17 protein-coding genes are annotated in these 22925 nt (G+C 65.7%); 7 read left to right on the top strand and 10 right to left on the bottom strand.

Annotation, left to right across the window (positions count from 1 at the left end):
- On the bottom strand, positions 1 to 867 hold the full coding sequence (locus B4I46_RS23795) for an HDOD domain-containing protein (RefSeq protein WP_043859998.1): 867 nt from the start codon (positions 865 to 867) through the stop codon (positions 1 to 3).
- Positions 868 to 1004: 137 nt separating this feature from the next.
- Between B4I46_RS23795 and B4I46_RS23790 the strand changes: the two genes are divergently transcribed.
- Together B4I46_RS23790 and B4I46_RS23785 are read left to right on the top strand one after the other, a co-directional pair.
- The gene (locus B4I46_RS23790) at positions 1005 to 1544 is read left to right on the top strand and encodes a type 1 glutamine amidotransferase domain-containing protein (RefSeq protein WP_043859999.1); all 540 of its coding nucleotides are present in this window, start codon (positions 1005 to 1007) and stop codon (positions 1542 to 1544) included.
- 76 nt (positions 1545 to 1620) lie between these two features.
- A complete protein-coding gene (locus tag B4I46_RS23785) occupies positions 1621 to 2817 on the top strand; it encodes a class I SAM-dependent rRNA methyltransferase (RefSeq protein ID WP_043860000.1) in 1197 nt (398 codons plus the stop codon).
- Between the two features lie 97 nt (positions 2818 to 2914).
- On the opposite strand, the gene B4I46_RS23780 is transcribed toward B4I46_RS23785, so the two are convergent.
- Positions 2915 to 4588 carry a DUF4153 domain-containing protein gene (locus B4I46_RS23780; protein ID WP_286902151.1) on the bottom strand — a complete coding sequence of 558 codons (1674 nt, stop codon included), beginning with the start codon at positions 4586 to 4588 and terminating at the stop codon, positions 2915 to 2917.
- A gap of 235 nt (positions 4589 to 4823) precedes the next feature.
- Here B4I46_RS23780 and B4I46_RS23775 point away from each other — a divergent pair, with 235 nt between their 5' ends.
- Both B4I46_RS23775 and ilvD read left to right on the top strand, forming a co-directional pair.
- Entirely contained in the window at positions 4824 to 6188 is a 1365-nt protein-coding gene (locus tag B4I46_RS23775; RefSeq protein ID WP_043860002.1) for an APC family permease, read from the top strand.
- Positions 6189 to 6447: 259 nt separating this feature from the next.
- Positions 6448 to 8289 carry a dihydroxy-acid dehydratase gene (gene ilvD / locus B4I46_RS23770; RefSeq protein ID WP_236176456.1) on the top strand — a complete coding sequence of 614 codons (1842 nt, stop codon included), beginning with the start codon at positions 6448 to 6450 and terminating at the stop codon, positions 8287 to 8289.
- Positions 8290 to 8451: 162 nt separating this feature from the next.
- On the opposite strand, the gene B4I46_RS23765 is transcribed toward ilvD, so the two are convergent.
- The 3 genes from B4I46_RS23765 to B4I46_RS23755 all read right to left on the bottom strand — a co-directional run bounded on the left by B4I46_RS23765 (position 8452) and on the right by B4I46_RS23755 (position 12556).
- Complete coding sequence (locus tag B4I46_RS23765) at positions 8452 to 10923, bottom strand: TonB-dependent siderophore receptor (protein ID WP_236176457.1); 2472 nt, start codon at positions 10921 to 10923, stop codon at positions 8452 to 8454.
- A gap of 128 nt (positions 10924 to 11051) precedes the next feature.
- Complete coding sequence (locus tag B4I46_RS23760) at positions 11052 to 12026, bottom strand: FecR family protein (RefSeq protein WP_236176458.1); 975 nt, start codon at positions 12024 to 12026, stop codon at positions 11052 to 11054.
- On the bottom strand, positions 12023 to 12556 hold the full coding sequence (locus B4I46_RS23755) for an RNA polymerase sigma factor (protein ID WP_236176459.1): 534 nt from the start codon (positions 12554 to 12556) through the stop codon (positions 12023 to 12025). The genes B4I46_RS23760 and B4I46_RS23755 overlap by 4 nt, the downstream gene beginning before the upstream one ends.
- A 282-nt stretch (positions 12557 to 12838) precedes the next feature.
- Here B4I46_RS23755 and B4I46_RS23750 point away from each other — a divergent pair, with 282 nt between their 5' ends.
- Positions 12839 to 14230 (top strand): L-cystine transporter, encoded by a 1392-nt coding sequence (locus B4I46_RS23750; protein WP_058541775.1) that lies wholly within the window; start codon positions 12839 to 12841, stop codon positions 14228 to 14230.
- A gap of 68 nt (positions 14231 to 14298) precedes the next feature.
- Here B4I46_RS23750 and B4I46_RS23745 read toward each other — a convergent pair whose 3' ends face one another.
- Positions 14299 to 14817 carry a dihydrofolate reductase gene (locus B4I46_RS23745; RefSeq protein WP_286902147.1) on the bottom strand — a complete coding sequence of 173 codons (519 nt, stop codon included), beginning with the start codon at positions 14815 to 14817 and terminating at the stop codon, positions 14299 to 14301.
- Between the two features lie 76 nt (positions 14818 to 14893).
- On the opposite strand from B4I46_RS23745, the gene B4I46_RS23740 reads away from it, so the two are divergent.
- Both B4I46_RS23740 and B4I46_RS23735 read left to right on the top strand, forming a co-directional pair.
- The gene (locus tag B4I46_RS23740) at positions 14894 to 16273 is read left to right on the top strand and encodes a DUF2868 domain-containing protein (protein WP_088514640.1); all 1380 of its coding nucleotides are present in this window, start codon (positions 14894 to 14896) and stop codon (positions 16271 to 16273) included.
- Positions 16266 to 17630 (top strand): DUF3482 domain-containing protein, encoded by a 1365-nt coding sequence (locus tag B4I46_RS23735; RefSeq protein WP_058541772.1) that lies wholly within the window; start codon positions 16266 to 16268, stop codon positions 17628 to 17630. The genes B4I46_RS23740 and B4I46_RS23735 overlap by 8 nt, the downstream gene beginning before the upstream one ends.
- A gap of 78 nt (positions 17631 to 17708) precedes the next feature.
- On the opposite strand, the gene B4I46_RS23730 is transcribed toward B4I46_RS23735, so the two are convergent.
- The 4 genes from B4I46_RS23730 to B4I46_RS23715 all read right to left on the bottom strand — a co-directional run bounded on the left by B4I46_RS23730 (position 17709) and on the right by B4I46_RS23715 (position 22786).
- Positions 17709 to 18824 carry a TIGR03364 family FAD-dependent oxidoreductase gene (locus tag B4I46_RS23730; RefSeq protein WP_286902143.1) on the bottom strand — a complete coding sequence of 372 codons (1116 nt, stop codon included), beginning with the start codon at positions 18822 to 18824 and terminating at the stop codon, positions 17709 to 17711.
- 112 nt (positions 18825 to 18936) lie between these two features.
- Positions 18937 to 19962 (bottom strand): putative 2-aminoethylphosphonate ABC transporter substrate-binding protein, encoded by a 1026-nt coding sequence (locus B4I46_RS23725; protein WP_043863459.1) that lies wholly within the window; start codon positions 19960 to 19962, stop codon positions 18937 to 18939.
- A 39-nt stretch (positions 19963 to 20001) separates the two neighbouring features.
- Positions 20002 to 21720, bottom strand: a complete 1719-nt coding sequence (locus B4I46_RS23720) for a putative 2-aminoethylphosphonate ABC transporter permease subunit (RefSeq protein WP_043863458.1) — start codon at positions 21718 to 21720, stop codon at positions 20002 to 20004.
- A 1-nt stretch (position 21721) separates the two neighbouring features.
- Positions 21722 to 22786 carry a putative 2-aminoethylphosphonate ABC transporter ATP-binding protein gene (locus B4I46_RS23715; RefSeq protein ID WP_286902140.1) on the bottom strand — a complete coding sequence of 355 codons (1065 nt, stop codon included), beginning with the start codon at positions 22784 to 22786 and terminating at the stop codon, positions 21722 to 21724.
- Positions 22787 to 22925: the final 139 nt, after the last annotated feature.

The following is a 22925-nucleotide window of genomic DNA, read 5'->3' as shown; positions in this document are numbered from 1 at the left end:
TCAGTGCGCACCCATTTCGCGGATGGTCTGCTTGAGGTTCTCGAAGTCGTACTCCGACAGGCCCACGTAGTCGAGCACCAGGTGCCCGACGGTGTTCCATTCGTGGTCCACGCTCTGGTTGCCCAGCACCCGGTACGAGCTGCAGATGTGCTCGGCCATCTTCAGAATGGCCAGCAGGTTCTTGAGCTGGGTGTTGCGCGCCGAGTCGTCGCTGAACACCGCCAGGGCATTGTGGTGGTTGGCGATGGCGGCACTCACGTGCTCGGGCAGGCGCCACGACTTGGCCGTGTAGTAGCCGACCACGGCGTGGTTGGTGTTGAACGTGCGGTTCTCGGTGTCGACCACGCGCTTGTCGGGGCCGGCCTCGGCGTAGGCCTGCTCCAGGGTATGCATGTAGTCGGGGAAGCGCTTGTGCATCAGCGGCACGCCGCAATCGTGGAACAGCCCCAGGGCATAGGCTTCGTCCACCGCCTGCGAGCCGATGCGCTTGGCCAGGGTCAGACAGGTCATGGCCACGTCCTGGGCGGTATCCCAGAAGCGGTTGAGGGTGACGATGGTGTCGTCGCTCATCTCGCCCTTGATCGACTGCGCGTTGATCAGGTTGATGATCGAGCGGCTGCCCAGCAGGTTCACCGCGCGCTGGATCGAGGCGATCTTGTTGGTCAGCCCGTAATACGGCGAATTGACCAGCTTGAGCAGTGCGCCGGAAAGGCCCGGGTCCTGGGAGATCAGCTTGGCGATGGTCTCCAGGTCCGGGTCGGGCATGTACTGCTCGAACTGCAGGTCGACCATGATCTGCGGCTGGGGCGGTACGCTGATGCCCTGCAGGGCTTGCTGGATCTGTTCGGCGGTAAGTTCCTGGGACATAGATACACACTCGGGGCTGAAGGGCGATTCTAACCCTGCAGGCGGGCCGGGAAACACCCGTTGATGGATTCAGAAGGAACTTTGCCTGCCCCAGGGCTGCCTGCTTACTACAGGTTCAACTCAACAGGAGCACGCAGATGACGACCCAACTGAACGGCAAGCGCGTGGCCATGCTGGTCACCGACGGCTTCGAGCAGGTAGAACTCACCGGGCCCAAGCAGGCCCTCGAGCAAAGCGGCGTGCGCGTCGACATCCTCTCGGCCAAACCGGGCACGGTCAAGGGCTGGAACCATGACAAGCCCGCCGACGACTTCACTGTGGACAACACCTTCGACAAGGCCGACGTCGCGGTCTACGACGCCATCGTGCTGCCCGGCGGCGTGCAGAACTCCGACACCATACGCATCGACCCCGGCGCCCAGAAGCTGGTCAAGGCCCACGACGCCAGCGGCAAGCCCCTGGCGGTGATCTGCCATGGCGCCTGGCTGCTGGTGTCGAGCCAGTTGGTCAAGGGCCGCAAGATGACCAGCTACAAGACCGTGCGCGACGACATCACCAATGCCGGCGGGCAGTGGCAGGATCAGGCCGTGGTCATCGACCGCAACCTGATCAGCAGCCGCCAGCCCGACGATATTCCCGCCTTCAACACCCAGCTGCTGCGCGCTTTGGGCGCCTGATCGGCTATTTGTCGCCGGCCGAGCCGCGTGCCCGGCCGACGCGCTATACTCCCGCTCTTTTTTCCGGAGCGACGTCATGTCCCTGCCCAGCCTTCGCCTCAAAGCCAACGCCGACCGCCGCCTGCGCGCCGGCCATCTGTGGGTGTACAGCAACGAAATCGACGTCGCCGCGACCCCGCTGCATGGCTTCAAGGCCGGCGACCAGGCGGTGCTCGAAGGTGCCGGCGGCAAGCCGCTGGGCATCGTCGCCATGAGCCCCAACAACCTGATCTGCGCGCGCCTGCTGTCGCGCGACGCCAAGCTGGCCCTGGACAAGTCGCTGCTGGTGCACCGCATCAACGTGGCCCTGTCGCTGCGCGAGCGCCTGTTCGACAAGCCGTTCTACCGCCTGGTGTACGGCGACTCGGACCTGCTGCCGGGCCTTGTGGTCGACCGTTTCGGCGACATCCTGGTGGTACAGCTGGCCTCGGCCACCATGGAACAGCACAAGGACGACGTGATCGCCGCCCTGGTGCAGGTGCTCAAACCCACCGGCATCCTGTTCAAGAACGACTCGGCGGCGCGTGATGCCGAAGGCCTGAACCGCTACGTCGAAACCGTGTTCGGCCTGGTGCCGGAGTGGGTGGCGCTGGAAGAGAACGGCGTCAAATTCGAAGCGCCGGTGATGGAAGGCCAGAAGACCGGCTGGTTCTACGACCACCGCATGAACCGCGCACGCCTGGCACCCTACGTCAAAGGCAAGCGCGTGCTCGACCTGTTCAGCTACATCGGTGGCTGGGGCGTGCAGGCCGGTGCGTTCGGCGCCAGCGAAGTGTTCTGTGTGGATGCCTCGGGCTTTGCCCTGGATGGCGTGGAGCGCAATGCGGCGCTCAACGGCATTGCCGAGAAGGTCACCTGCGTGGAAGGCGATGTGTTCGAGGCGCTGCGCGAGCTCAAGGCCGCTGAAGAGCGTTTCGACGTGATCGTGGCCGACCCGCCCGCGTTCATCAAGCGCAAGAAGGACCTGAAGAACGGCGAAGGCGCCTACCGCCGCCTGAACGAGCAGGCCATGCGCCTGCTGAGCAAGGACGGCATTCTGGTCAGCGCCTCGTGCTCGATGCACCTGCCCGAAGACGACCTGCAGAACATCCTGCTGACCAGCGCCCGCCACCTGGACCGCAACATGCAGCTGCTCGAACGCGGCGGCCAGGGCCCGGACCACCCGGTGCACCCGGCGATCCCGGAAACGCGCTACATCAAGAGCATCACCTGCCGGCTGCTGCCCAACAGCTGATTGCGCTGAATGAAAATCCCGGCCAGGTGCCGGGATTTTTTTTGCCTGTAACTAACGGCCTTTCGCCGGCAACGCCGGCTCCTGCAGGCAGGTGCACTCAATCGCGCTGCGGGTAAGGCATCATTCCCAGTTCTCGCCCGTCGATCACCAGGGTCTTGTAGCGCGGTTTCGCCAGCTTGAGCGTGCCCGCCCGAATCTGCTCGATCAGGGCGCGACCCGTGCCAATCCCGTCCACCCGCGCATAATCACGCCAGAAGCCCTCGTGACGCGCATACACGAACGCCGACGTCGAGTACTCGTGCTTGGGCACCACCAGCACTTCGTTGACCCCATCGTCATCCAGGTCCACCTGCCAGGCAGCACACCCCGAACTGCCGCATTGGCTCTCGATCAGGGTCAGGTTGAGCATCTGCGCACTGTCCTCCGGCGCAGGCCCGATCCATTCCAGCTTGGGTCCGTACTCACGCGGCGACATGCTCACCGGTTCGGCCTCCAGCAGTCGATCGGCCAGCAGCTCGCGGCTTGGCGCATCCAGGATCTGCCCCTCCTTGACCAGGCGCGACAACCGCTCGAACTGCTCGATCCCCGGCTTGCCGAGCCGGTGGCGCAATGCGCGCGCATCGAACGCATCCGCCGAGGTGCGCCCGCTCAACAGCCGCTCCATCTGGTTGGCGGCGCTGTAGGTCAACGGGTTGAGCACCGGCGTGAACACCAGCATCAGCACCACGAAACTCAGCAGCGCGATCAACGGGTTGCTGCGCCGCAAGCTGCCCAGCCACACCGCCTGGCGCGGGCGAATGGCCCACAGCGCGGCCAGGCTGTACACCAGCGCGATGCCGATCAGCAGCATCGCCAGAAAGCGCTGCGGGGTCAGGCCGTACTGGTCGATGCGCAGCCAGCTCGAGTAACACGCCAGCGCCATCAGCAGCGGCAGGCACACAAGGCTGGCGTTCACCAGCAGCTTCAGGGGCCTGGCATAACCGGCATCGTGCTCGCCGTCCTGGAACACGCCGTTGAGCAGAAACAGCGTACTGCCCACCAGGCACAGCAGGATGCTGGTGGAGTAACCGGTGTTGAAGATCGGCGCGACCCCGGTCACCGCCAGCGCCAGGGTGAACACCACCGCAATCAGCGAACACAGCGGCAGCAGGTAGCGACACACGGTGAGCAGCACATTGCGCAGCAGGCCGATGGCCTTGTCGTTCTGGCGCCCCATGCGGATGCCCAGCGAGAAGAAGATCGGCAGGCACACGCAGATGAATTCGAGCGAGGCGAAGATATCGCTGAGCACCGGCGCGCCCAGAATCGTGAACAGCCGCCCGCACAGCCACAGCAGCAACCAGAACGCCAGGGTCACCAGCAGCGCCAGCAGCACGATGAAGGCATTGTTCCAGGCGTGCTGGTACAGGTCCTGATAGCGCAGGCGATTGCCGTCGCGGGTCGGCCAACTGAGGATGAACGCCGCGCCGATATAGGCCAGCACCAGCGAGGCCGGTATCCAGCGCATCCATAGCCAGCCGTCGGCCGATTGCGCATACAGCCAGGCGGACACGCTGGCCATCAGCAACGCCAGGCCGGCCACCAGCAGCCAGGTGCCGCGCTGACGCACCGCGCCGCCCAGCAGTTGCAGATTGATGCCGCCCACCAGGGCCAGCGTGGCGCAGAACACCGCGAGCACAGGGTTGCGGTAATGGATGAAGGTGAGCAGCAGCGCCCCCTGTACCAGGGCGATGGCGAGGTAATACAGCACGGAGCGGTTGAGCACGGGCATTCCAAGTCCTTTTGCGAGGGGTGATGCACAAGGCGCGCAGTCTAGGGCCAGGCGACCCCGCACGGCTAGAGCACGTCGACTTCATTGCAGCGCCGCACAGGCCCCATGCAGCCATGCACATATATCGATAAAAATCCAGGCCAATAATCCATAAGGGCAAATTTTTCATTGATCCAGGCGACATAAGCAGATAAAAATCGACTCAATCAAAATAAAAACAATGCAGGTTCGACCCATGTCCTCTATCGACCGCTCTCATCCTGGCACTTCAGATACCGCTCGACTGCGCCGCGTGCTGGGGCTGCCCGCCCTGGTGTTCTTCGGCCTGGTGTACATGGTGCCGCTGACCATCTTCACCACCTACGGCATCGTCACCGAACTCACCGGTGGCCGCACCGCAGGCGCCTACCTGGTGACCCTGCTGGCCATGCTGTTCACCGCGACGTCCTACAGCTTCATGGTCAAACGCTTCCCGGTGGCGGGCTCGGCCTACTCCTATACCCACCTGGCGTTCGGCCCCAACATCGGCTTTCTGGCCGGTTGGTCGCTGCTGCTCGACTACCTGTTCATCCCGATGATCAACTACCTGCTGATCGGGCTGTTCCTCAATATCGCCTTCCCGGCACTGCCGGTGTGGGGCATCATCGTCGCCGCCATCGCCCTGGTGACCGTGCTCAACGTGATCGGCATCCATTCGGTGGCCAAGGCCAGCAACCTGATCGTGGGCGCGCAGATCATCTTCATCGGCGTGTTCGCCGCGCTGTCGATCAAGAGCCTGCACGGCGCGCCCATCGACCTGCTGTCGCCCCTGCTCGGTGACGGCACCCGGCCCGGGTTCAGCCACCTGATGACCGGGGCAGCGGTACTGTGCCTGTCCTTCCTGGGCTTCGACGCGGTATCGACCCTTGCCGAGGAAACCCGCGACCCGCAACGCGATGTGCCGCGCGCCATCCTGCTCACCACCCTGGGCGCCGGGCTGCTGTTCACCGTGCTGGCCTACATCAGCCAGCTGGTACTGCCGGGCAGCCACTTCGCCAACGTTGATGCGGCAGCCAATGAAGTGATGTTCAAGGCCGGCGGGCAGTTCCTCGCCAACTTCTTCACCGCGGCCTTCGTGGCCGGCAGCCTGGGCTCGGCACTGGCCTCGCAGGCTGCGGTGTCGCGCATCCTGTACACCATGGGCCGCGACCAGGTGCTGCCACGGCGCTGGTTCGGGCGCCTTTCGCCACGCTTCGGCACCCCGGTGTTCGCCACCCTGGTGGTATCGGTGTTCTCCCTGCTGGCACTGGTGATCGACCTGACCACCCTGGCCTCGCTGATCAGCTTTGGCGCGCTGGTGGCGTTCTCGGCGGTGAACCTGGCGGTGGTGCGCACGCACCTGGTCGATCAAGCCTGCCACCGCAACCTCTCGGGGCTGCTGCGTTACGGCGTGGTGCCGCTGGTGGGCATGAGCCTCACACTGTGGCTGTGGACCAGCCTGTCGGCACTGACCCTGACCATCGGCATGACCTGGTTCACCCTCGGCCTGGTGTACCTGGGCGTGCTGACCGGCGGCTTTCGCAAGCGCGTGAAGCTGGTGCACTTCTCCGAGGCCGGCTGAACGCCATGGCGGTTGGGCGGCCCGCGCGCAGCGAAAACGCCCAACCGCCCAATGCGCCATTCCTTCCCGCCGCCAGCGGTGTAGAATCGGCCTATTCATCGCCAGTCATCCCCGGCGGGTTTATGAGCTCTGGTCGAGCCCTCGGCGATCCCGTGGTGTTTTCGGCCTCATCCGTACCAGCGGCCACCTGCCTTCGGTGCAAAGGACAAGAGAAGCTCACTCCCCTTTTTGTTACCTGATTAGCCGCCAGGAGTGCTTCATGCCTGATTACCGCTCGAAAACGTCCACCCACGGTCGCAACATGGCCGGCGCACGCGCCCTGTGGCGCGCCACCGGCATGAAAGATGCCGACTTCAAGAAGCCGATCATCGCCATCGCCAACTCCTTCACCCAGTTCGTCCCGGGCCACGTGCACCTGAAGGACCTGGGCCAGCTGGTGGCCCGCGAGATCGAGCGCGCCGGTGGCGTGGCCAAGGAATTCAACACCATCGCCGTGGATGACGGCATCGCCATGGGCCACGACGGCATGCTGTACTCGCTGCCCAGTCGCGAGATCATCGCCGACTCGGTCGAGTACATGGTCAACGCCCACTGCGCCGACGCCATCGTGTGCATCTCCAACTGCGACAAGATCACCCCCGGCATGCTGATGGCCGCCCTGCGCCTGAACATCCCGGTGATCTTCGTCTCCGGTGGCCCGATGGAAGCCGGCAAGACCAAGCTGGCCAGCCACGGCCTGGACCTGGTCGACGCCATGGTGATCGCCGCCGACAGCTCGGCCAGTGACGAAAAGGTCGCCGAATACGAGCGCAGCGCCTGCCCTACCTGCGGTTCGTGCTCCGGCATGTTCACCGCCAACTCCATGAACTGCCTGACCGAAGCCCTGGGCCTGGCCCTGCCGGGCAACGGTTCGACCCTGGCCACCCACAGCGACCGCGAAGAGCTGTTCCTCAAGGCCGGCCGCACCATCGTCGAACTGTGCCAGCGCTACTACGGCGAGAACGACGAGTCGGTACTGCCGCGCAACATCGCCAACTTCAAGGCGTTCGAGAACGCCATGATGCTCGACATCGCCATGGGCGGCTCGACCAACACCATCCTGCACCTGCTGGCCGCCGCCCAGGAAGCCGAGATCGACTTCGACCTGCGCGACATCGACCGGTTGTCGCGCAGCGTGCCGCAGCTGTGCAAGGTGGCGCCGAACATCCAGAAGTACCACATGGAAGACGTGCACCGCGCCGGCGGCATCTTCAGCATCCTCGGTTCGCTGGCCCGTGGCGGCCTGCTGCACACCGACCTGCCGACCGTGCACAGCCGCAGCATGGAAGAAGCCATCGCCAAGTGGGACATCACCCAGACCGACGACGAAGCGGTGCACCACTTCTTCAAGGCCGGCCCGGCCGGCATCCCGACCCAGACCGCGTTCAGCCAGTCGACCCGTTGGGAAACCCTGGATGACGACCGCGAGAACGGCTGCATCCGCAGCTTCGAGCACGCCTACTCCAAGGAAGGCGGCCTGGCCGTGCTGTACGGCAACATCGCGCTGGATGGCTGCGTGGTGAAGACCGCAGGCGTCGACGAGTCGATCCATGTGTTCGAAGGCAACGCCAAGATCTTCGAAAGCCAGGACAGCGCGGTACGCGGCATTCTGGCCGACGAAGTGCAGGCCGGCGACATCGTGATCATCCGCTACGAGGGGCCGAAAGGCGGCCCGGGCATGCAGGAGATGCTGTACCCGACCTCTTACCTGAAGTCCAAGGGCCTGGGCAAAGCCTGTGCGCTGCTGACCGACGGGCGCTTCTCGGGCGGCACCTCGGGCTTGTCCATCGGCCATGCGTCGCCAGAAGCAGCAGCCGGTGGTGCGATTGGCCTGGTGCGCGATGGCGACAAGGTGCTGATCGACATCCCTAACCGTTCGATCAACCTGCTGGTCAGCGATGAAGAGCTGGCGGTACGCCGTGCCGAGCAGGACAAGAAGGGCTGGAAACCGGTCGAGAAGCGTCCGCGCAAGGTCACCACGGCGCTGAAGGCCTATGCCCTGCTGGCCACCAGCGCCGACAAGGGCGCGGTGCGCAACAAGGCGATGCTGGACGGGCTGTAAGGTCTGGCGGCAATAAAGAACCGGCGCTCAGGCGCCGGTTTTTTATTGCCTGCACTGGCCCCTTCGCTGGCAAGCCCGCTCCCACAGGGCGGACTGCCCCTGAGAACAGCGCAGTACCTGTGGGAGCTGGCTTGCCAGCGAAGGGGGCGCAGCGGTCATCGATCAGAACTGCGGCGTGTACTCCACACTGAACATGAAGTTGCGCGGGTCGCCGAAGTAGTTGTTGCCCGACACCTGGCTGTACGCCGGAATGTAGTACTTCTTGTCGAGCACGTTGTTCAGGTTGACCGCCAGTGTCACCTCGTCGCTGGCACGGTACGCCACCCGCGAGTTCCACACTGTATAGCCGCTTTGCGCAAACGCGCGGTCGAAGCTCAAGGTGCTGCTCTGGCTGTTCAGGCCAGCCCCCACGCTGACCTGGCTGAAGTCGCCCGGCAGTTGATAGTCGGCCCACAGGCGGAACATGTGCATCGGCGTGGAGGTGGCGAACACCTTGCCCTGAAGCTTCTCGTCCTCGAGAAACTTCGTGGTGTTGTAGGTGTAGCTGCCCGCCACCTGCAAGCCTGGCAACACTTCACCACTGAGTTCGGCCTCGATGCCTTGGCTGCGCACCTTGCCGGCTGCCGTGAAGCAACCAACCCCCCCGCAACCTTCCTCGCCGATATCGGCCGGGTCGGCCACGGCGCGGTTCTTGTGGATGTAACGGAACATCGCCAGCGACGCATTCAACTGGCCGTCCATCAACTCGCCCTTCAGGCCCAGCTCATAGTTGTCGCCCTCTACCGGCTTGAGCGGAAGGTTGCCCATGGCGCGCGCGGTCTGCGGGATGAACACCTCGGAATAGGTCGCATAGGTCGACCACTGATCATTCAGTGCATACACCAGGCCGTAGAACGGTGTGACCTTGCCGGTGGTCTTGGTGCTGTTGTTCTCACCATATTCCTGCAGCTCACGGGCAAAATAGTTCTGCTGAGCAAAGGCAAAGTCGTACCAACTGCTGCGCGCCCCCACGATCAAGGTCAGCGGATCCAGCAATTTGACCCGCCAACTGCCATACAGGCCTTTCTGGCGAATGTTGTAAGTGCTGGTGGCCAGGTTGGCCCGGTCGGCGATGCTGTCAAAGTCCAGGTACGGGCGGTGGTGGTCGATATTGTCGATATCCACGCCCGGCGTGAACATCCGCGCATACGCATCGTTGGTGGTGTACTTGGAGTAGTTGGCGCCCAGCAGCACGCTCTGCTCGAACGACAGCGCCTCGAAGTCCCCAGTCAGGTACACATCCATGCCGCGGCTCTTGCCAGCGAAGTCGGTGGCGAAATCCGAATAGGCCGGGCCGGTAGTGGTGCCGGGTGTGACCGGCCGAGCGATGAACTGGTAGGTCGCCTCATTGGACTCGTTCATGGCCATGGCGGCGGCCTTGAGCTTCCAGTGGTCGTTGAAGCGGTGTTCCAGGTCCAGGTACACCGCGGTCTGGTCGTTCATCGCGCGGTTCCAGGTAGACCCGGTGTAGGTCGAGCGCGGCAGGTTCAAGGTGGCCTTGTTGCTGTAGCGCGGCAAAGCGATCATGTAGGGCCGCGAATGGCTTTTCTTGTTGCTGGCGCCGATGCCCAGGGTGGTGTCTTCGCTGAGGTCGAAGTCCAGGGCACCGTAAACGGTCTGCTCCCAGTTCCACACATAGTCGGTGAACGAGCGCCCCTTTTCATAGTTGACCACCGCCCGCCCGCGCACCGTGCCGGCCTCGTTCAACGGCCCGCCGGCATCGGCCTGTGCCACGTAGCGGTCCCAGCTGCCAGCCTTGGCCGTGAGCTTGACGGTGGGTTCGGCCTGCGGGCGGCGGCGTACCATGTTGATCGCGCCGGTGGTGCTGTTGGCACCCTGCAGCAGCGCCGCCGAACCCCGCAGCACCTCCATGCGGTCATAGATCACCATGTTTTCGGTGATGTAGCTGCCCAACGCATACACGTTGCGCGGCACCGGCACACCGTCATATTGCAGCGACTCGATGTCGAACCCGCGCGAGAACACGAACATGCCCGGGCCTGGCGACTTTACCGAGGCCAACCCCGGCACGCTCTCCACGGCCTGAGTCAGGGTGGTGATGTTCTGGTCGTCCATACGCTTGCGGGTCAGTACCGAGACGGACTGGGGGATGTCCTTGAGCTTCTGCTCGCCCTTGGCGATGGTCACCGCGCCGGTGGTGTAGGAGTTGGAGCCTTCGGTGGTCACACCCAGTTGCTTGCCGCTGACCGTGGTCGCGCCCAGCTGCAGGGCCGACTCGTTGCCGCCACGCTTGTGCAGGGTGACGCTGTCGGCATCGATGTAGCTGGCGCTCAGCCCGGTGCCCACCAGCAACCGCGCCAGCGCATCGGCCTGTGAATAACTGCCGCTGAGCCCCGGCGATTGCAGGCCCTGGGTCAGCTCTGCACTCACCAGCACCTGCATCCGGGTAACCGCACTGTACGCCGCCAACGCCGCATCCAGCGACTGCGCCGGCACCTCGAACCGGTACACCTGGGCCTGCGCTGCCGGCGCTGCGTGCAGTGGCAGCAAGGTGCTGCCAGCGCTCAGCCCGATAGCCAGCTTGAGCAGGGTGGGCAAGGCGAATGAGCGCCGGCTGGCGATCGGATGTTCCATTGGTAGTGCTCCCCGGGGCGTCAAAGGTGATCGTGGCGCGGCACTGTCTGAGAGTGCTTATTATTTGCGCCTTCGTGATCAAGGACGACGGGGTTGCAGCAAACCCTGAAAAATCGCAGAAATTATTTTCAGCCTTCGCGAAGCACCCGCAGGTAACCGGTGTATTGGCTGGCCGTCACGCCCAGGGTATGGCTGAGCGCCTTGAGCACCGCCTCGGGCTTGTCGATGTCGAACACCCCCGAGACCTTGCGCTGGCGCAGCGCCTCACCCAGCACCAGGGTCTGCCCCGGCCAGTAGCGGTTGAGTTCATCCACCACCTCGGCCAACGGCTGCTGGCGAAACACCAGTTGGCGCTGGCGCCAGGCAAAGCCCGAGGCCGGCTCGAACGCCTGCACCCGGGCGAGCTTGCCGGCGTGGTACTCCACCGCGCGGCCCGGCTCCAGGTACACCGACGCCCCGTTGCCGGCACTGACTTCAACCTTGCCCTGGGCCACCTGCACACGGGTGTGCGCCTCTCGCCGGGCTACGCTGAAGCGCGTGCCCAGCACTTTTACCCAGCCGTCGTCGGCGCTAACGACAAACGGCCGGGCAGGATCGCGGGTGACTTCGAACCAGGCTTCGCCGCGCAGCAGGCGCACCTGGCGCTCGCCGGCCAGCAGTCGTACCTGCACCGCAGTGTCGGTGTTCAGTTGCAGGGTTGAGCCGTCGGCCAGTTGCAGCGTGCGCGACTCGCCAGTGGCGGTGGCGTAGTCGGCGCGCATGCGGTCCAGATAAGGCGTGTGGGTGATGCCCAGGCCGATCACCAGCAGCACCGCCGCCGCGCTGGCCAGCGGGCGCCAGCGACGTTTGGCCGGGGCGCACCACTGTTCACGCTGGGCCTGGCGGATGCTGCGGGCCGGCTCACGCAGGGCGCCGAGCAGGTCGATGACCTCTTGCCAGGCCTGCGCCTGGGCGACGCCCTGGGCGTGCCAGGCGGCAAACGCTGCGGTGTCGGCGGGCGTGACGTCGTCGGCCTGCAAGCGGAAGTACCACCCGGATGCCTGGGCAAACAGATCGTCGGTATCGGTCATCGGGGCGTCCGTGGCAACGGGCAGACGGGTCATGGCCGCTTGCCCCCGGCGTCGCTGGCCAGGCGGGCCTGGATATACGCCCGACACTCGATCAACGCTCGCCGCAACTGGTATTCGACACTGCGCGGGGTCACGTTCAGGCGTGCGCCGATCTCGCGGTAAGTGCATTCGTCCACATGATAGAGCAGGAAGATATGCCGGGTCGCCTCGGGCAACGCCTGAATCGCGTCATGCATCAGGGCCTGTTCCTGCTGGGCAGCCAGTTGCTCGTCGGCGCCAGGGCTGGCGCAGGGCAGTTCATCGCTGGGTTCGCCGCCGTCCAGGCGTTCGCGGCGGATCATCTGGCGCTGGTGGTCGCGCACCAGGTTGCTGGCGATGGTGAACAGAAATGCCGGCAGATTGTCGATCTGCTTGTCGGGCGGCAGGCGCGCCAGGCGCAGGAACGACTCCTGGGTCAGGTCGGCCGCCACTTGCGCACTGCCCGTGCGGCGCGCCACAAAGGCTTGCAGCGCGTTCTTCTGCTCGGCGAACAAACGCGCGATCTGCGTATTCCACGAAGACACGGCACCACCTGGCACTGGGATCGAATGGCGCGCACGCTAGCAGAGGATGCGAGTGATTCGCAATTAATATATTTTGTCGTCAACGCCCCGCGGCAATTTCTGCCCCTTACCAATCACACCCAGATCTGTTTTTGTCCACCCTTCCTCCCCGAGGCATATGGATATTCCAAAATCGTCTATATAAATTCCATTTAGATCTAAATTCGTTGTTTTTCAGGCTGTTAGCATTTCTGTTCGCAATCGCGCACAGACGCGACGCCCCGCCCTTTGTCTGGAGCTTCAATGAACCTGCCGCTGTTTCTCAACCTGCTGGTGTTCGCAGCCTTGCTGCTGGGCCTGGCGCAAACCAGCAAGACCTCCTGGAGCCTGGCCAAGAAAGTGCTGGTCGGCCTGATCGTCGGCGTGCTGTTCGGCAGTGCCCTGCATGCCATCTACGGTGCCGGCAGCCCGGTCCTGAAAAGCACCATCAGTTGGCTCGACCTGGTCGGCAACGGCTATGTGGGCCTGCTGCAGATGATCGTCATGCCGCTGATCTTCGTCTCGATCCTCAGCGCCGTGGCACGCCTGCACAACGCCTCGTCGCTGGGCAAGATCAGTTTCCTGACCATCGGCACCCTGCTGTTCACCACGGCCATCGCCGCGTTGATCGGCATCGGCCTGACCAACCTGTTCGGCCTCAGCGCCGAAGGCCTGGTGGCCGGCGTGCAGGAAACCGCGCGCATGCAGACCATCCAGAGTGACTACGCGGGCAAGGTCGCCGACCTCAACATCCCGCAACTGCTGCTGTCGTTCATCCCCACCAACCCGGTGGGCGACCTGGCCCGGGCCAAGCCGACCTCGATCATCAGCGTGGTGATCTTCGCCGCGTTCCTCGGTGTGGCCGCCTTGCAACTGCTCAAGGACGACGCCGACAAGGGCAACCGTGCGCTGGTGGCCATCGACACCCTGCAGGCCTGGGTGATGCGCCTGGTACGCCTGGTGATGAAGCTCACCCCGTATGGCGTGCTGGCGCTGATGACCAAGGTGGTGGCCAGCTCCAACCTGGACGACATTCTCAAGCTGGGCAGTTTCGTGGTGGTGTCGTACATCGGCCTGGGCCTGATGTTCGTGGTGCACGGTGTGTTGCTGGGCCTGGGCGGGGTCAACCCGCTGCGGTTTTTCCGCAAGGTATGGCCGGTGCTGACCTTTGCCTTCACCAGCCGCTCCAGTGCGGCGAGCATTCCGCTGAGCATCGAGGCGCAGACCCGTCGCCTGGGCATCCCTCAGGCGATTGCCAGCTTTGCCGCCTCGTTCGGCGCGACCATCGGCCAGAACGGTTGCGCAGGCCTGTACCCGGCGATGCTGGCGGTGATGGTGGCCCCGGCGGTGGGCATCGACCCGCTCGACCCGCTGTGGATCGCCACGCTGGTGGCCATCGTGACCCTGAGTTCGGCCGGGGTGGCCGGGGTGGGTGGCGGTGCGACCTTCGCCGCGCTGATCGTGCTGCCGGCGATGGGCCTGCCGGTGGAGCTGGTGGCGCTGCTGATCTCGGTCGAGCCGCTGATCGACATGGGCCGCACGGCACTGAACGTGAGTGGTGCGATGGTGGCCGGTACCCTGACCAGCCAGGCCATGGGGCAGACCGACAAGGTGCTGCTGGAGGCCGATGAGCATGCGCAGTTGACGCATAGCTGAAGGCCCCTTCGCCGGCAAGACCGGCTCCTACAGCAATCGTGTAGGAGCCGGCCTTGCCGGCGAATGCATCAACGCCGCTCCCACACCTCGAAGTGATAAGCCGGCTTGTCCCCTTCAGCCGCGTTCGCCTGGGTCGAGGTCATCGCCCACTGCTGTGCATCCACTTCAGGGAACCACGCATCCCCCACCGGGCTGAGCTCGACCCGCGTCAGGTACAGGCGATCCGCCAGCCCGCGTTCCAACGCCTGACCGTACAGCTGCGCACCGCCGATCAGCATCAGCTCGTTCACACCGTGCTCCAGCGCCCACTGCTCGGCCCGCACGATGGCCTCATCCAGCGAACCGAACACCTCGGCGCCCTCCAGCACCAGGCCCGGCTGACGGCTGACCACCAGGTTCAGACGCCCCGGTAACGGGCGCCCCAGCGAATCCCAGGTCTTGCGACCCATGATGATCGGCTTGCCCAACGTGGTGGCCTTGAAATACTTGAAATCCCCCGGCAAATGCCAGGGCATGCTGTTGTCGATGCCGATGACGCGGTTCTCGGCGAGGGCCGCGATCAGGCTGAGAGGCAGTGATGTTTTCATGCCCGCGAGGATAGCAAAGCCCGCTGGCCGATGCGTGGGTTATGCTTTGGGCAGTTTTGATCAATGGAAGCTGGGTGTGACTGGACTGACTGACCTGGACAAACGCTGGCTCACCGAAGCCGTGCGCCTGCGTGAAGAACATGCCGGCGCGCTGGAAGACCAGGAAGCCAACCGCCGCGCGCGCCAGCAAGGCGGCGACCTGGCTGCACGCATCGAACACCGCGCCCTGTGGCTGGCCGAACGCGACGGCCTGCGCGCCGCGCTGGGGCGCTGGAAAGCCGGGGCGCGCCTGGCGCTGCTGGCCCTGCTGCTGCTCGCCGTGCTCAGCGGCGCCGGCCTGGCCTTCGCCGGGCTGGGCGACGGCCAGCGCCCGGTCAACGTGTTCTGGGCGCTGGGCAGCCTGCTGGGGCTTAACCTGCTGATGCTGCTGAGCTGGGCTCTGGGCTTTGCCCTGGCCGGCGACCATGGCGCCAGCCTGGGGCGGCTGTGGCTATGGCTGAGCGAAAAGTTCGCCCGCGATGCCAAGGCCGCGCACCTGGCCCCTGCCCTGCTGGTGCTGCTGCAACGCCAGCGCCTCAACCGCTGGCTGCTCGGCCTGCTGGTGCACGGCCTGTGGCTGCTGGCGCTGGCCAGCGCCCTGGTGGTGATGCTGATGCTGCTGGCCACCCGGCGTTATGGCTTTGTGTGGGAAACCACCATCCTCGACCCCGACACCTTTGTCGGCCTGACCCAGGCCCTCGGCACCCTGCCCGCGCTGCTGGGCTTCAGCGTGCCGGACGCGGCCATGATCCGCGCCAGCGGCGCCAGCCAACCGGCGCTGGAGCTGGCACGCCAGTCGTGGGCCGGCTGGATGCTCGGCGTTCTGGTGGTGTACGGCCTGCTGCCGCGGCTGGTGCTCGCAGCCCTGTGCCTGTGGCGCTGGCACAGCGGGCGCCGGCGCCTGGGCCTGGACCTCAACCTGCCCGGCTACAGCGCCCTGCGCGACGTGCTGATGCCCAGCAGCGAACGCCTGGGGGTCAACGACCCTGCCCCGCAGGCCTTGCCCGAAATCACCCGCAGCGAAGGCGACGCACCGGCCGAGGGCGCCTTGCTGGTGGGCCTGGAGCTCGACGACCAGCGCCCCTGGCCGCCCGCCCTGCCAGCCTCGGTGACCAACGCAGGCATCCTCGACAGCCGCGAATCACGCAACAGGCTGCTCGAACAGCTGAGCCGCTTCCCGCCCGCGCGCCTGGCCATCGCCTGCGACCCGCGCCGCTCGCCCGACCGGGGCAGCCTGGCGCTGCTGGCCGAGCTTGCGCGCAGCGCCGGGGCCACGCGCATCTGGCTGTTGCAGGCGCCACCCGGCCAGGCACTGGACGCCGACCGCCTGGGCGACTGGCACCAGGCGCTGGAGCAACTGGGCCTGGCCTACGCCGACAGTGCCCCCCTCAACTGGCTGGAGCATGGCCATGACTAAGCCGTTGAAACTGGCCGTGGTCGGCCACACCAACGTCGGCAAGACCTCGCTGCTGCGCACGCTCACCCGCGACGTGGGTTTCGGCGAAGTCTCGCACCGCCCCAGCACCACCCGGCATGTGGAAGGCGCACGGCTGTCGGTGGAGGGCGAGCCGCTGCTGGAGCTGTACGACACCCCGGGCCTGGAGGATGCCATCGCGCTGCTCGATTACCTGGAGCGTCTCGATCGGCCCGGTGAGCGGCTGGACGGCCCGGCGCGGGTCGAGCGTTTTCTGCAAGGCAACGAGGCGCGCCAGCGCTTCGAGCAGGAGGCCAAGGTGTTGCGCCAGCTGCTGGCCAGTGATGCCGGGCTGTACGTGATCGACGCCCGCGAGCCGGTGCTGGCCAAGTACCGCGATGAACTGGAAGTGCTGGCCGGTTGCGGCAAACCGCTGCTGCCGGTGCTCAACTTCGTGGCCAGCAACGAGCATCGCGAGCCGGACTGGCGCGAGGCCCTGGCACGCCTGGGGCTGCACGCACTGGTGCGCTTCGACAGCGTGGCCCCGCCGCAGGATGGCGAGCAGCGCCTGTACGAAAGCCTGGCCTTGCTGCTGGAGAATGCGCGCCCGGCCTTGCAGCGCCTTATCGATGACCAGCAGGCCCAGCGTGTGGCACGCCAGCACAGCGCCAAGCGCCTGATTGCCGAACTGCTGCTCGATTGCGCGGCGTGCCGGCGTAGCGTGATCGCCAGGCCGGAGGCCGAGGCAGCGGCGATCAGCGAGCTGCATCAGGTGATTCGCCAGCGTGAACAACGCTGCGTCGAGGCGCTGCTCAAGCTGTATGCGTTTCGCAAGGACGACGCCAACACCGGCGAGCTACCGCTGCTGGACGGGCGCTGGGGCGATGACCTGTTCAACCCCGAGACCTTGAAATTGCTGGGCGTGCGCCTGGGCAGCGGGGTTGCCGCGGGCGCGGCGGCCGGTGCCGGGGTCGACCTGCTGGTCGGCGGCATCACCCTGGGGGCGGCCGCACTGGCCGGGGCGATTGCCGGGGGTGCGCTGCAGACGGCACGCAGTTACGGTTCGCGGCTGATGGGCAAGCTGAAGGGCCAGCATGAACTGACGGTGGACGACGGGGTGCTGCGCTTGCTGGCGTTGCGTCAGCGTCAGTTGCTGGCGGCGCTGGAGGGGCGCGGGCATGCGGCGACAGCTCGCATCAAGCTCACGTTGCCCAGTGACAAGGGCTGGCGCGAGGGCAAGTTGCCGGAGGCGCTGAGCAAGGCGCGGGCGCACCCGCAGTGGTCGTCGATGAACCCAGGGGCCAAGCTCGGGCAGGCGGAGCGGCAGGAGCAAATCGACAGTCTTGTGCAGGAGCTTTAAGGCCAATCGCGGGTCAAGCCCGCTCCCACAGAGAGTGTGCGATCCCTGTGGGAGCGGGCTTGACCCGCGATGGCGGTCTCAGATCAGACGTGCAATATGCCCCTCCGCCAACGCCGGCCCCACGCTCATCCCCACCCCGCTGTGCATCAGCGCCGCACTCACCCCCGGCGCTACCGCCAGCAGCGAAAACGGCCCCGGCCCACCCGAGCCGTACACCCCCTGCCAGCGCTCCAGCACCTCGATGCGCCCACCCAGCGTCTGCTCGGCCAGCTCGATCATCCAGTTGTCCACCTGCTCGGCATTGAACGGCGACGCATCGCTGCCATAGGCATGCGAATCGCCGATGATCAGCTCGCCATGGGGCGTCGGGCTGATCAACAGGTGAATGCCGTTTTCCAGCAGGTGCGGGCTGCCGACCTGTACCTCGGCGCGCAGGGCCTGCGCCTGCGGCAGGTCGGCATACGCTCCGTAATGCAGGCAGCTCAACCCGGTCAGCAGCGAATGCTGCAGGTCCAGGCCGAAGCATGGCCGGGCGCGCAGCATCTGCAGGCGACATACCTGCGGCTGCAACTGCGCCATCGGCTCGGCGAGCAGCGTCTGGTAGTCGTGCCCGCTGCACACCACGATGTGCTCGCCGCTGAAGCGACCGGCGGTGGTGGTCAGAAACCCCGGCTCCACCTCACGCACCAGCGTGGAAAAGTGGAACTCGACGCCCAGTTGCTCGCGCAGGTAGTTGACCAGCGCAGGGATGGCCTCGCGCGAGTACACCTGCTGATCGTCCAGCCCACGCAGGGCGGCGCGATGATGGCGGAACTGGCCGTCGTACAGCGCATCGAGCGCGGCGCCCTGCAGCAGTTCGACCGGGTAGCCGTGCTCGAGTGCACGCCCGTTGCAGAAGGCTTCGAGCAGGTCTTGCTCCAGCGCGGTGCGGGCCAGCAGCAGCGAGCCGTTGCGCTTGAGCGCAAAGCCGGCGTGCTCGGCCCAGTGGGCCCAGATGCCGCGGCTGGCCTTGGCCAGTTCGAGCATCTGGCCGGGTGGCTGGCCGCTGACCAGGGCCTGGCCGAAGTTGCGAATGGAGGCGCCCAGCGGGGTGGCGCTGCGTTCGAACACCTTGACCCGCAGGCCGCGCCGGGCTGCGGCGTAGGCGTGGGACAGACCGAGGATGCCGGCGCCGACGATGAGAAAATCTGACATGGAGGTTCCCTTCAGGATTGTGGTGCGGCCATCGCGGGTCAAGCCCGCTCCCACAAGGACGGCGATGATCCCTGTGGGAGCGGGCTTGACCCGCGATGAATGCGAAGCGGATTTACTGCTGCGCCACCTTCTCCGACTTGCCGTCATAGCGCTTGCGCCACTCGGCCAGAATGCTGTCGCGGTTCTTCGATGCCCAGCCGAAGTCGTTCTTGATCAGACGCTGCTCGTAATCGGCCGGCAACTCGGTCTGCGGCTTGGCAATGCCCGGCTGCGCCAGCACCGCGAAGTTCTCCTTGTACAGCTCCATCGCCGCCGGGCTCGCCGAGAAGTCGGCCAGGCGCTTGGCCGCGGCTTCATGCTGACTGCCCTTGATCAACGCAGTGGCCTCGATCTCCCAGCCCAGGCCTTCCTTGGGCAGCACGATATCCAGCGGCGCGCCCTGGCGCTTGAGCTGCACCGCCGGGTACTCGAACGAGATGCCGATCGGGAACTCTCCCGCCGCCGCCAGCTTGCACGGCTTGGAACCGGAGTGAACGTACTGGCCGATGTTCTGGTGCAGCTCGTCCATGTACTGCCAGCCCTGCTTCTCGCCGAAGGTCTGCAGCCATGCGCTCACATCCAGAAAACCGGTGCCGGACGAGGCCGGGTTGGGCATCACGATCTTGCCCTTGTACTCGGGCTTGGTCAGGTCCTGCCAGCTCACCGGCTTGCTCAACCCCTGCTTCTCGGCCTCGATGGTGTTGAAGCAGATGGTCGCCGCCCACACGTCCATGCCCACCCACGCCGGCGGGTTGGCCGCATCGCGGTAGTTGGCGCCGATCTTGTCCAGGTCCTTGGGGGCATAGGTCTGCAGCATGCCCTGCTGGTCGAGGATCGCCAGGCTCGACGCCGCCAGGCCCCACACCGCGTCGGCCTGCGGGCGATCCTTCTCGGCCAGCAGCTTGGCGGTGATGATGCCGGTGGAGTCACGCACCCACTTGATCTCGATATCCGGGTTGACCTTCTCGAAGGCCTGCTTGTAGGTCTTGAGCTGTTCGGCCTCCAGCGCGGTGTACACGGTGAGCTGGGTGTCGGCGGCCTGGGCCTGCACGGTCACGGCAGCGAGCACGGCAGCGGCAAGAGCAAGTGGCTTGAACATGGTGCGGTTCCTTTGAGCAGTACAGGGTTGGAAGAGCAATCAGTGGCCCGGCGCGCGCTGGCGCCAGGCCTGGGAGCGTTTGAGCAGGCCACGCGAGGCCCACGCCAGCAGCAGTGACACGCCGGCGCTGGTCAGCAGGATCAGGGTGGACATGGCGGCGGCACCGCCGACGTTGCCGGCATCGTCCATGTTCAGTACCGCCACCGCGGCCAGGATGGTGTCGGGGCTGTAGAGGAAGATGGCCGCCGACACGGTGGTCATCGCCGAGACGAACAGGTAGCGGATGATGTCCAGCAGCGCTGGCAGGCAGATCGGCACGGTAACCCGCGCAAAGTGGCGGTACAGCGGGGCCTTGAGCGACAGCGCGGCGGCCTCGAACTCGCTGTCGAGCTGGCGCAGTGCAGTGGTGGCGGTCATCTGCGCGGTGGTCAGGTAGTGCGCGATGGTGCACACCACCAGCAGCGTCATGCTGCCGTAGAACACATGCAGCGGGTTGCCCGGCAGGTTGAAGAAGAACACGTAGCCCAGCCCCAGCACCAACCCCGGCACGGCCATCGGCACGAAGCTGAGCAGGCGCAGCAGCAGGTTGAGACGGCCTCTGGTCTTCTCCATCAGGTAGGCGCCGCTGAAGATCACCGCGCTGCCGATCAGGGCGGTGCCCAGCGCCATGGTGATGCTGTTGCGGTAGGCCAGCCAGCCGCCGCCGGCGGTGTCGTCGAACTGGTAGTGCTTGAGCGACAGCGACAGGTTGTAGGGCCAGAACTTGACCAGCGAGGAGTACACCGCCATGCCCACCACCAGCAGCAGAATGGCGCACACCAGCAGCACGATGGCCAGGAAGCACGCATCACGCCGGCGGCTGGGGGCCGGCTCGAACACCTGGGCGCGACCGCTCATGGCATCGCCCTGGCGCCGGCGCAGCCAGGCATCCACCGCAAAGCTGAGCAGCGCCGGCACCAGCAGCACCATGCCAATCAGTGCACCACGGCCGAACTGCTGCTGGCCCACCACCGCCTTGTAGGCTTCCAGCGCCAGCACCTGGTAGTCGCCACCCACTACTACCGGCACGCCGAAGTCGGTGATGGTGAGGGTGAACACCAGGCAGAACGCGGCGAACACGGCCTGGCGCGTGGCCGGCCAGGTGATGCTGGTGAACGCGCGGCGTGGCCCGGCGCCCATGCTGGAGGCCGCATCGAACAACCGTGCGTCGGCCAGCGACAGTGCCGAGAGCAGGATCATCAGCGCATGCGGGAAGGTGTAGATGGCCTCGCCCAGCACGATGCCCCAGAAGCCATAGATATTGTCGCTGAGCAGCCCGCGCAGCAGGCCCTGGTTACCGAACAGGTACACCAGCGCGATGGCCGGCAGCATCGAAGGCGCCAGCAGCGGCAGCAGCGAGATCCCGCGCCAGATGCGCTTGCCCGGAATCAGCGTGCGTTGCAGGGCATAGGCGAACAGGTAGGCGGTGGGCACCACGATGGCCGCCACGCTCAGCGCGACGGTGAGGCTGTTGCCCAGCAGCCAGTGGAAGTTGGCGCTGGCGAACAGTTCGCGGGCCGCGACCAGCCCGCCGCCCTGCCCGGCATCGCTGCTGAAGCCGCGCCAGAAGATCGCCAGCAACGGCAGCAGCACCGCGACGGTCAGCAGGACCAGCAACAGCCATTTGCCGCCGGTCACGAACAGGCGATCACCCAGCGCGACGCCGCCGGTGGTCTTGGCCTTCGCAGGTGCGATCGGCAGGCTCATCGGCGCGCCCATGTCAGGCAAACACCTGCAGGCTGCACGGCGGCAAGGCCACCCAGATATCCTGCGAGCCCAGGCGCGGCATCGATTCGGGCGCCACCTCGGCGGTGAGTGCGTGGCCAGGCAGTTGGTTGAACTCGAAACTCATGCGGCAGCGATTGCCAAGGAAGGTGATTTCCCGCACGCGGGCCGGGAACAGGTTTTCTTCATGCACCGGCGGGTTGACGCTGATCGCCTCGGGGCGGCAGAACAACCGGCCACTGTTGGCCGCGCCCGCACCGGGGGCCAGGCGCAGGTTCATGTCACCTACCTGGGCATGGCTGTCGCTGCGCTGCTGGAATGGCAGCCAGTTGCCCTGGCCGACGAACTCGGCCACGAACGGCGTGGCCGGCTTGTCGTAGATGGCCTGCGGGGTGTCGTACTGCTCGACCTGGCCGTTGTTCATCACCGCGATGCGGTCGGCCATGAGCATGGCCTCGTCCTGGTTGTGGGTGACCATCAGGGTGGTGATGCCAAGTTGGCGTTGCAACTGACGCAGCTCGCTGCACAGGTGGTCGCGCACGCGGGCATCGAGGGCCGACATGGGTTCGTCGAGCAGCAGCAAGGAGGGTGCCGGGGCGAGTGCGCGGGCCAGGGCCACACGTTGTTGCTGGCCGCCGGAGAGCTGGCCGGGGTACTTCTTCTCGCTGCCGCGCAGGCCGACCAGGTCGAGCATGTCGGCCACGCGCTGACGGGATTCGTCGCGGCTGCTGGCGGTCAGGCCGTAGGCGATGTTGGCTTCGACGGTGAGGTTGGGGAACAGCGCGTAGGACTGGAACAGAATGCCGTAGTCGCGGGCCTGGGGCGGCAGCTCGGAAATGTCGCGGTCACCGATGTAGAGGGTGCCGCGGTCCTGGCGTTCGAGCCCGGCGATGCAGCGCAGCAGGGTGGTCTTGCCGCAGCCGGAGGGGCCGAGCAGGCACACCAGTTCGCCGGCGGCGATGTCCAGGGACACGTCGTGCAGCGCGGTGAAGGCGCCGAAGCGTTTGTGGATGCCGCGCACTTTCATCTGTGCGCCGGGGGTTGCGAGTGCGTTGTTCATGCCGGGACCTCACTGAACGAGTGAGGGCCATGCTAGGCGGGCAATGCGAAGGTTCTGTGGCGGTGGGGCAAAAGCGGGTGATAGTGGTATAGGCAGATTTTGTAGGGCTGCTGCGCAGCCCATCGCGGGTCAAGCCCGC

Source organism: Pseudomonas sp. UBA7500 (assembly GCF_002478435.1).
Taxonomy (GTDB): domain Bacteria; phylum Pseudomonadota; class Gammaproteobacteria; order Pseudomonadales; family Pseudomonadaceae; genus Aquipseudomonas; species Aquipseudomonas palmensis.
Note: the sequence above shows the minus strand (reverse complement) of the source record. Positions and strands in the feature narration are given on the sequence as shown.

Excerpts from the sequence above, each read along its gene's own strand:
- B4I46_RS23760 (WP_236176458.1), bottom strand. The coding sequence starts at position 12,026 with ATGACCCGTCTGCCCGTTGCCACGGACGCCCCGATGACCGATACCGAC.
- B4I46_RS23745 (WP_286902147.1), bottom strand. The coding sequence starts at position 14,817 with ATGAAAACATCACTGCCTCTCAGCCTGATCGCGGCCCTCGCCGAGAAC.
- B4I46_RS23750 (WP_058541775.1), top strand. The coding sequence starts at position 12,839 with ATGAACCTGCCGCTGTTTCTCAACCTGCTGGTGTTCGCAGCCTTGCTG.
- B4I46_RS23715 (WP_286902140.1), bottom strand. The coding sequence starts at position 22,786 with ATGAACAACGCACTCGCAACCCCCGGCGCACAGATGAAAGTGCGCGGC.
- B4I46_RS23795 (WP_043859998.1), bottom strand. The coding sequence starts at position 867 with ATGTCCCAGGAACTTACCGCCGAACAGATCCAGCAAGCCCTGCAGGGC.
- ilvD (WP_236176456.1), top strand. The coding sequence starts at position 6,448 with ATGCCTGATTACCGCTCGAAAACGTCCACCCACGGTCGCAACATGGCC.
- B4I46_RS23775 (WP_043860002.1), top strand. The coding sequence starts at position 4,824 with ATGTCCTCTATCGACCGCTCTCATCCTGGCACTTCAGATACCGCTCGA.
- B4I46_RS23725 (WP_043863459.1), bottom strand. The coding sequence starts at position 19,962 with ATGTTCAAGCCACTTGCTCTTGCCGCTGCCGTGCTCGCTGCCGTGACC.
- B4I46_RS23785 (WP_043860000.1), top strand. The coding sequence starts at position 1,621 with ATGTCCCTGCCCAGCCTTCGCCTCAAAGCCAACGCCGACCGCCGCCTG.
- B4I46_RS23735 (WP_058541772.1), top strand. The coding sequence starts at position 16,266 with ATGACTAAGCCGTTGAAACTGGCCGTGGTCGGCCACACCAACGTCGGC.
- B4I46_RS23765 (WP_236176457.1), bottom strand. The coding sequence starts at position 10,923 with ATGGAACATCCGATCGCCAGCCGGCGCTCATTCGCCTTGCCCACCCTG.
- B4I46_RS23720 (WP_043863458.1), bottom strand. The coding sequence starts at position 21,720 with ATGGGCGCGCCGATGAGCCTGCCGATCGCACCTGCGAAGGCCAAGACC.
- B4I46_RS23730 (WP_286902143.1), bottom strand. The coding sequence starts at position 18,824 with ATGTCAGATTTTCTCATCGTCGGCGCCGGCATCCTCGGTCTGTCCCAC.
- B4I46_RS23780 (WP_286902151.1), bottom strand. The coding sequence starts at position 4,588 with ATGCCCGTGCTCAACCGCTCCGTGCTGTATTACCTCGCCATCGCCCTG.
- B4I46_RS23790 (WP_043859999.1), top strand. The coding sequence starts at position 1,005 with ATGACGACCCAACTGAACGGCAAGCGCGTGGCCATGCTGGTCACCGAC.